The organism is Winogradskyella psychrotolerans, from assembly GCF_018860545.1.
In the GTDB taxonomy this organism is placed as follows: Bacteria; Bacteroidota; Bacteroidia; order Flavobacteriales; family Flavobacteriaceae; genus Winogradskyella; species Winogradskyella psychrotolerans_A.
Genome location: NZ_JAHKPN010000057.1, coordinates 1 through 1,543 on the forward strand (window position 1 = coordinate 1; position 1,543 = coordinate 1,543).

Genomic DNA, 1,543 nt, shown 5'->3' on the forward strand with positions numbered 1-1,543 from the left:
GAAGTCTGTGACGACATCAGTAATGATGGTTTTGCAACATTTGATCTAAGCAGTCAAGAAGCTATTATTTTAGGAGGTCAAGATCCAGCGACGTATAATGTATCATTTCACGCCAGTCAAGATGATGCCGATAACAATGCCGGGAATCTTCCAGATTCTTATACTAATACGACAGCAAATTTAGAGACCATTTATGTAAGAGTAGAAAATCCTTTATATTCAAGTTGTTATAGTACCACAAGTTTTGATTTAATTGTAAATGCGTTGCCAGATGTCACTTCAGTAACACCATTGCAAGTTTGTGATGATGACACGGATGGTTTTGTTGGCTTCCCATTAAGCGACAAAGAAGCTGAGTTGTTAAACGGACAAAGTGGAGTAGCTGTATCATTTCATGAAAACCTATTGGGAGCAGAAATGGATAACTCTGAAATATTTGATGGCTATGTTAACACATCAATGAACAATCAAACCATATTTGTGCGTTTAGAAAATACAACAACTAACTGTTACAACATCAGTAGTCTTACCTTAGAGGTTTTAGAGAATCCAATAGCCAATAGCACTACACCATTGGAAGTTTGTGATGATGATGCTGATGGAATAGCGATATTTAATTTGAGTTTAAAAGATGCCGAGGTTTTAGGGTCACAAACCGGTATGACTGTTAATTACTATGCTAATCAAGATGATGCAGATGCAGGAGATAGTCCTTTACCTACCAATTTCACAAATACACAAGCTGGAGCCCAAGAGATTATAGTACGTATAGATAATGGATCATCAGACTGTTATTCCACTACAACACTTCTATTGATTGTCAATCCAAAACCATTAGTTTTAGAAGTTTCTAACTATGAGCTGTGTGATGAAATTACACCAGGAGACGAGGAAGAAGCTTTCGATTTAAACACAAAGACTGCGGAGATTTCAGGGAGCCAGGCTAACGTCACGGTGAGCTATTATGCTAATCCAACAGATGCTAGTACTGAAACCAATCCTATAACAGGATTGTATACAAATATTAGCAACCCTCAAACGATTACCGCTGTATTGACCAATACGATAACAGGTTGTACTTCAGATTTAGAATTTGATGTAATCGTCAACCCCTTACCATCAGTGGTATCACCAACAGCTTTAGAGGTTTGTGATGATGGTACACCAGATGGTTTAACAGAAATGGATTTAAGTTTAAAGGATTTAGAAATCACAGGCAACAATCCCACTTATTCCGTAAATTATTATGAGACTTTGGCAGACGCCGAAACAGAAACCGATCCTTTACCAATATTATATACCAATACGAGTAATGGACAAATTATTATTGCACGCGTAGAAAATACCAGCACAGGATGTTACGATACCACAGAATTAGAATTGGTTGTGCAACAAGCACCAATAGCGTTTACGCCACAACCTCTGAGATACTGTGACCCAGACAATGACGGCTTTGGAGTGTTCACCCTTACCGATGTGGATGATGAGATCACGGGAGGAGCTTCAGGTTTAGAAGTCACCTACCACGAAACAGAAACCAATG

General features: G+C 38.4%; 1 pseudogene. It reads left to right on the forward strand.

The window, feature by feature from the left end:
- Window positions 1-1,543, forward strand: a pseudogene (locus KO515_RS18480) (CUB protein); the annotation flags it as partial.